The organism is Streptomyces sp. NPDC018833 (assembly GCF_044390825.1).
In the GTDB taxonomy this organism is placed as follows: Bacteria; Actinomycetota; Actinomycetes; order Streptomycetales; family Streptomycetaceae; genus Streptomyces.
In genome coordinates this window covers 563,184-569,668 of the sequence record NZ_JBIRZM010000003.1, presented here as the reverse complement: position 1 = coordinate 569,668, position 6,485 = coordinate 563,184, and the positions used below count along the sequence as shown (strand labels likewise).

The 6,485-nt window shown below is 70.3% G+C and carries 8 protein-coding genes; 3 read left to right on the top strand and 5 right to left on the bottom strand.

Features of this window, described 5'->3' with window-relative positions; genetic code table 11:
• Nucleotides 1–131: acyl-CoA dehydrogenase family protein (locus ACH5AF_RS09785; protein ID WP_398901026.1), on the bottom strand; the 131-nt coding region annotated here is incomplete at its 3' end.
• Between the two features lie 168 nt (nt 132–299).
• Between ACH5AF_RS09785 and ACH5AF_RS09780 the strand changes: the two genes are divergently transcribed.
• Entirely contained in the window at nt 300–1,637 is a 1,338-nt protein-coding gene (locus ACH5AF_RS09780) for a UDP-glucose dehydrogenase family protein (protein WP_398901004.1), read from the top strand.
• 52 nt (nt 1,638–1,689) lie between these two features.
• Here ACH5AF_RS09780 and ACH5AF_RS09775 read toward each other — a convergent pair whose 3' ends face one another.
• Entirely contained in the window at nt 1,690–2,190 is a 501-nt protein-coding gene (locus ACH5AF_RS09775) for a CGNR zinc finger domain-containing protein (RefSeq protein ID WP_398901002.1), read from the bottom strand.
• An 83-nt stretch (nt 2,191–2,273) separates the two neighbouring features.
• Here ACH5AF_RS09775 and ACH5AF_RS09770 point away from each other — a divergent pair, with 83 nt between their 5' ends.
• Nucleotides 2,274–2,636 carry a VOC family protein gene (locus ACH5AF_RS09770; protein WP_398901000.1) on the top strand — a complete coding sequence of 121 codons (363 nt, stop codon included), beginning with the start codon at nt 2,274–2,276 and terminating at the stop codon, nt 2,634–2,636.
• Between the two features lie 162 nt (nt 2,637–2,798).
• Here the strand turns inward: ACH5AF_RS09770 and ACH5AF_RS09765 are convergent, their stop codons facing one another.
• Genes ACH5AF_RS09765 through ACH5AF_RS09755 form a run of 3 tightly spaced genes read right to left on the bottom strand, consistent with a single transcriptional unit; the run spans nt 2,799 to nt 5,725 of the window.
• Nucleotides 2,799–3,998, bottom strand: a complete 1,200-nt coding sequence (locus tag ACH5AF_RS09765; RefSeq protein ID WP_398900998.1) for a dipeptidase — start codon at nt 3,996–3,998, stop codon at nt 2,799–2,801.
• Nucleotides 3,999–4,004: 6 nt separating this feature from the next.
• Entirely contained in the window at nt 4,005–4,502 is a 498-nt protein-coding gene (gene purE, locus ACH5AF_RS09760) for a 5-(carboxyamino)imidazole ribonucleotide mutase (RefSeq protein ID WP_398901025.1), read from the bottom strand.
• Nucleotides 4,503–4,531: 29 nt separating this feature from the next.
• Nucleotides 4,532–5,725 carry a 5-(carboxyamino)imidazole ribonucleotide synthase gene (locus tag ACH5AF_RS09755; RefSeq protein WP_398900997.1) on the bottom strand — a complete coding sequence of 398 codons (1,194 nt, stop codon included), beginning with the start codon at nt 5,723–5,725 and terminating at the stop codon, nt 4,532–4,534.
• Nucleotides 5,726–5,847: 122 nt separating this feature from the next.
• Here ACH5AF_RS09755 and ACH5AF_RS09750 point away from each other — a divergent pair, with 122 nt between their 5' ends.
• A complete protein-coding gene (locus ACH5AF_RS09750; RefSeq protein WP_398900996.1) occupies nt 5,848–6,381 on the top strand; it encodes a GtrA family protein in 534 nt (177 codons plus the stop codon).
• The last annotated feature ends 104 nt before the right edge of the window (nt 6,382–6,485 follow it).

Below are 6,485 nucleotides of genomic sequence, written 5' to 3'. Positions count from 1 at the left end.
AAGCGCGCCTCCTCGTCCACCGCGGCGGCGAAGGGCATGATCTTCGCCTCGGCGAGGGAGCGGACCGTTTCGCGGAGCATGTCGTGCTCTTCGGACGGGCGGTACAGATCGAAATCGGCCGATCCTGCCAAGGTCTCTCACTCCCCAAGTGCTAACTACCGTTAAGTAACCCAATTTTAGACGGCGGCCCGGACCGAGGCATACGTGAGGTTGCCGACAGCACAGGAATACAGCACCGGCGGCGCCGCCGATATGCTCGGGCCCGCACCCCGAGCCCGCACAGCACTGGAGCAATCCGTATGTCCCTCAAGATCACGGTGATCGGCACCGGCTACCTCGGCGCCACGCATGCCGCGGCCATGGCGGAGCTGGGTTTCGAGGTCCTCGGGCTGGATGTGGTCCCGGAGAAGATCGAGATGCTGTCGGCGGGCCGGGTGCCGATGTACGAGCCGGGTCTCGAGGACCTGCTGCGCCGGCATGTGGCCGGGATGGAGGGGTCGACCGGGCGGCTGCGGTTCACCACGTCGTGGGAGGAGGCCGGCGCGTTCGGCGACGTCCACTTCGTGTGTGTGAACACTCCGCAGAAGCAAGGTGAGTACGCCTGTGACATGTCCTTCGTCGACGCCGCCTTCACCTCTCTGGCGCCCCACCTGACCGGCCAGGCCCTGGTCGTCGGCAAGTCGACCGTGCCGGTCGGCAGCGCCGACCGGCTGGCGGCCCTGCTGGCCGAGCTGGCCCCGGGCGACGTGGAGCTCGCGTGGAACCCGGAGTTCCTGCGCGAGGGCTTCGCCGTCGACGACACCCTGCACCCGGACCGCATCGTCGTCGGCGTGCGCAGCGCCTACGGGGAGAAGCTGCTGCGCGAGGTGTACGCGACGCCGATCGCCGAGGGCTCGCCGTTCGTCGTGACGGACTTCCCCACCGCGGAGCTGGTCAAGACCGCGGCGAACTCCTTCCTCGCCACCAAGATCTCGTTCATCAACGCGATGGCCGAGGTGTGCGAGGCGGCCGGCGGCGACGTGGCGAAGCTGGCGGAGGCGATCGGGCACGACGAGCGGATCGGCAGCAAGTTCCTGCGCGCCGGCGTCGGGTTCGGCGGCGGCTGCCTGCCCAAGGACATCCGGGCGTTCATGGCACGGGCCGGTGAGCTCGGCGCCGACCAGGCCCTGACCTTCCTGCGTGAGGTCGACTCGATCAACATGCGCCGCCGCGGCCACATGGTGGAGCTGGCGCGCGAGGCCGTGGGCGGCGGTTCGTTCCTGGGCAAGCGGGTGGCGGTGCTGGGTGCCACGTTCAAGCCGGATTCGGACGACGTACGCGACTCCCCGGCGCTGAACGTGGCCGGCCAGATCCAGCTCCAGGGCGGGCAGGTCATGGTCTACGACCCCAAGGGCATGGACAACGCCCGCCGCCTGTTCCCCACGCTCGCCTATGCGGACTCCGCCCTGGACGTGGTGCGCGGCGCGGACGTGGTGCTGCACCTGACCGAGTGGCGCGAGTTCCGCGACCTCGACCCGGCCGAGCTGGGCGAGGCGGTGACGTCCCGGATCATGCTGGACGGCCGCAACGCGCTGGACGCGGAGGCGTGGCGGGCGGCGGGCTGGACGTACCGGGCCATGGGCCGGCCGCGCGCCTGACGCCTGTCCGTCAGCCGCCCGAGCGGCGGGAACGCGCGCCCGACCGCTGTCCTCAGCCGCCCGAGCGGCGGGAGCGGTACGTGCGCATCTTGCTGCGCGCGCCGCACACCGCCATGGAGCACCAGCGGCTGCGGGCCGCCGGGCTGCGGTCGTAGTACGCCCAGCGGCAGTCCTCGGCCTCGCATGCCTTCAGGCGCAGCCATGTCCCCTCCGCCGAGGCCGTCGCGACGGCCTCCGCGATGCGGGCGAGGAGGGTCGGCGGTCCCGCGGGGCGCAGCGCGGCCTCGCCGACCGGGGAGATCGAGACGCGCAGGGGCGCATCGGCGAGGAGTGCGTCGAGGGTCGTCGAGGTGCCGTGCCCCGCATGGGCCAGGCATGCCTCGCGCAGCGCTTCGCGCAGGGCGCGGGCGGCGGGGACGTCCTGTGGCGCGAGGGCGAATCGCGCGAGAGCCTCCGGCGTGTCCAGGCTGTCCGCGCCGCTCTCGACGTCCAGCGTGTTGACCAGGGCTTCGACCAGCGCGAGACCTCCGGGTGCGGGCGCCCTCTCATTCATGCTTGCGACGTTACCGCTTCTGCGGGAGCATGCAGTAACCGTTACCGGTTGAACACTTCTACAGGTAACACCGAGGAGGAAGCATGAGCATCGCAAGACTCGGGGCCGTGGTACTCGACTGTCCCGATCCGGTCGTGCTCGGGCGGTTCTACGCCGAGCTGCTCGGCGGGAAGATCGAGGACGACGGCGAGGGCTGGGTCGACCTCAAGGGTGTGCCGGGTGCACCTCTCGCCTTCCAGCTCTCGCCCGGGTACGTACCTCCGAAGTGGCCGTCCCCCAAGGAGTCGCAGCAGTTCCACCTCGATGTGACCGTCGAGGACATGGACGCAGCGGAGGAACAGGTCCTGGCCATCGGTGCGACCGTGCTGGACGCCGAGGACCGCAAGCGGAGCTGGCGGGTGTACGCCGATCCGGCCGGGCACCCGTTCTGTCTCTGCGCCTGCTGAGGCTGCCGACAGGCTCCGAGCCCGCCGACGGGCCAGAGAGGTGCAGCGCGCCGATCACCGCCTGGGAGGTGGTCGGCCGCGCCGCGGCACGAGGGCACGCGGCGGTCGCGGCGGACGGCGCGTTCGGGGGTACGCCGTGACCGTCGGCGCACCCCCGGTTCGTCACACCCCGTCGAGCTGGTCGATCGTCGCGATGGACGGGCCGCGGCGCTCCTGGAGGTCGCGGGCCACCTCCTCCGCGACGCGCAGCACGCGGACCGCGTTGTGCCAGGTCAGCTTGGCCAGGTCGGCGTCCGACCAGCCGCGGCCGAGCAGCTCCGCGATCAGGTTGGGGTAGCTCGCCACGTCGTCGAGCCCGGCCGGGGTGAACGCCGTGCCGTCGAAGTCGCCGCCGATGCCGATGTGGTCGATGCCGGCGACCTCGCGCATGTGGTCGAGGTGGTCGGCGACGGTCGCCGTGGTCACCACCGGCCGGGGGTGGGCGGCCTCGAACGCCTCGTGGATCTTCATCGCCTGGGGCGTGGTGTCCAGGTGGTGCAGGCCGTGCGCACGCATGTTCTCGTCGGCGGCGCGGGTCCACTCGACCGCCGCGGGCAGGATGAACTTCGGTACGAAGGTGGCCATCGCGACACCCCCGTTGGCGGGCAGCAGGGCCAGCACGTCGTCGGGGATGTTGCGGGGGTGCTCGCAGATCGCCCGCGACGAGGAGTGCGAGAAGACCACCGGCGCGACCGAGGTGGCGAGTGCGTCGCGCATCGTCGTCGCGGCGACGTGCGAGAGGTCGACCAGCATGCCGATGCGGTTCATCTCCCGGACGACCTCGTGGCCGAACGGGGACAGGCCGCCGACGCCCGGCTCGTCGGTAGCCGAGTCCGCCCACGCGATGTTGTCGTTGTGCGTGAGCGTCATGTAGCGCACGCCCAGCGCGTACAGGGCGCGCAGTGTGGCGAGGGAGTTGTTGATGGAGTGGCCGCCCTCGGCGCCCATCAGGGAGGCGATACGGCCCTCGGAGCGGGCGATCTCCATGTCCTCGGCGCTCAGCGCCCGCACCAGGTCGGCGGGGTAGCGCGTGATGAGCTGGTCGACGACGTCGATCTGCTCCAGCGTGGCGCTGACCGCTTCGTCGCCGGCCATGTCGCTGCGCACGTACACGGACCAGAACTGCGCGCCGACGCAGCCGGCGCGCAGTCGCGGGATGTCGGTGTGCAGGCGGCCCGTCTGGTCGGCGGAGATGTCCATCCGGTCCAGGTCGTAGCGGACGTGCTCGCGCAGCGCCCAGGGCAGGTCGTTGTGGCCGTCGACGACGGGATGGGCGACGAGCAGTTCCCGCGCCCGGCCGAGGGGATCCATGGGGGTGTCCATGGGCTGTTACTTCCCGAAGCCGAAGGACTCCTCACCTGCGACGCGCGCGCGCAGTCGCTTGCCCTTCTCGGTGGCCTGGTCGTTCAGCTCCTGCTGGAACTCGCGCATCCGGCCGAGCAGTTCCTCGTCCTGGGTGGCCAGGATGCGGGCGGCGAGCAGTCCGGCGTTGCGCGCGCCGCCGACCGAGACGGTGGCGACCGGGACCCCCGCGGGCATCTGCACGATGGACAGCAGCGAGTCCATGCCGTCCAGGTACTTCAGCGGAACGGGAACGCCGATGACGGGCAGCGGGGTGACGGAGGCGAGCATGCCCGGCAGGTGGGCCGCTCCCCCGGCGCCCGCGATGATCGCCTTGAGCCCGCGGCCGGCGGCTTCCTCGCCGTACGCGATCATCTCGCGCGGCATGCGGTGCGCGGAGACGACGTCGACCTCGTAGTCGATCTCGAACTCGTCCAGGGCCTGCGCGGCAAGCTCCATGACGGGCCAGTCGGAGTCCGATCCCATGACAATGCCGACGAGGGGGCTCGTGCTGCTCACTCGGTGATCGTTCCTCGCAGATAGCCGGCGGCGTGGCGGGCGCGCTCGAGCACGTCGTCCAGGTCGTCGCCGTAGGTGTTGACGTGCCCCACCTTGCGGCCGGGCTTCACGTCCTTGCCATACATATGAATCTTGAGCTGCGGATCCCTCGCCATGCAGTGCAGATACGCCGCGTACATGTCGGGGTAGTCGCCGCCCAGAACATTGCACATCACGGTCCACTTGGCACGTGGGCGCGGGTCGCCGAGCGGCAGGTCGAGCACCGCCCGGACATGGTTGGCGAACTGGGAGGTGACCGCACCGTCCTGGCTCCAGTGGCCGGAGTTGTGCGGGCGCATCGCGAGCTCGTTGACGAGGATCCTGCCGTCCGTCGTCTCGAACAGCTCGACGGCGAGGTGGCCGACGACGTCCAACTCCTTGGCGATCCGCAGGGCGAGCTCCTGGGCCTGGCCGGCCAGCTCGTCCGACAGGCCGGGCGCGGGCGCGATCACCGTGTCGCAGACGCCGTCGACCTGCTGTGACTCGACGACCGGATAGGCGACGGCCTGTCCGTGCGGGGACCGGACGATGTTCGCCGCGAGCTCGCGGACGAAGTCGACCTTCTCCTCGGCGAGAACCGGAACGCCGGCCTTGAAGGGAGCCTCGGCGTCGGCCTGCGTACGCACGAACCACACGCCCTTGCCGTCGTAGCCGCCCTGCACCGTCTTGAGGATGACGGGGAAGCCCCCGGCCTCCTCGGCGAAGGCGGCCGCGTCGGCCGGGTCGGAGACGATGCGGTGCCGCGGGCACGGCGCGCCGATCTCCATGAGCTTGGCGCGCATCACGCCCTTGTTCTGTGCGTGCACCAAGGCGTCCGGACCCGGACGGACATTGATGCCGTCCGCCTCCAGGGCCCGCAGGTGCTCGAACGGAACGTGCTCGTGGTCGAAGGTGATCACGTCACAGCCGCGCGCGAACTCGACCAGGGTGTCCAGGTCGCGGTAGTCGCCGATGACGACATCGCTGACGACCTGGGCCGCAGAGTCCTGAGGGGTGTCACTGAGGAGCTTGAATTTCAGGCCGAGGGGGATACCCGCCTCATGGGTCATGCGGGCGAGCTGACCGCCGCCGACCATGCCGACTACCGGGAACGTCACCCCTTCAGGGTATCTGCCGAGCCGACCGGCGCTGTCCGCCGTATGTTCCGACAAGCGCTGTAGCCGCCGTCACATCGCCCTCAGGACCCACAGGCGGCGCAGGGGACCGCTGGTTAGCATTGCGGTGTCGACGCTGCCGCTCGACGCTGCCGATCCGACGAGGCTGGGCTCTCACCATGAGTGAACGAGGCGGAGGACTGCGCGGGCGGGTACGGCAGCTCACGCGTGAGATCGCCAGGTTCGGTGCGGTCGGCGGCGCGGGCGTGCTGGTCAATCTCGGTGTCTTCAATCTGGTGCGGAACACTACCGAGATCCCGGTTGTCCGGGCGTCGATCATCGCCACGATCGTCGCAATCGCGTTCAACTACCTCGGTTTCCGCTACTTCACCTATCGTGACCGCGACAAGAGCGGGCGCACCCGGGAGCTGACGCTCTTCCTGCTGTTCAGCGCGGCGGGCCTGGTGATCGAGAACGGCATCCTGTACGCGGCGACGTACGGCTTCGGCTGGGACACCCCGCTGCAGAACAACGTGTTCAAGTTCCTGGGCATCGGGATAGCGACCCTGTTCCGCTTCTGGTCGTACCGCACCTGGGTCTTCCGGGCGCTGCCCGTGCAGCAGGCGCAGACGCTGCTGGAGCAACGCCGTTCACGTGCCGGACAGCCGCCCGAGTCCGAGCCCCGGTCCGTGCCGCATCGCGTCGCGCGCTGACCGGCCGCGGCCGCATCGCCGCACTGTCGCGCGCTGACCGGCCGCACCGTCGCCCGGCTCACGGGGCGCGTCACCGCACCGTCTGTCGTCGCCGCACGGCCGCG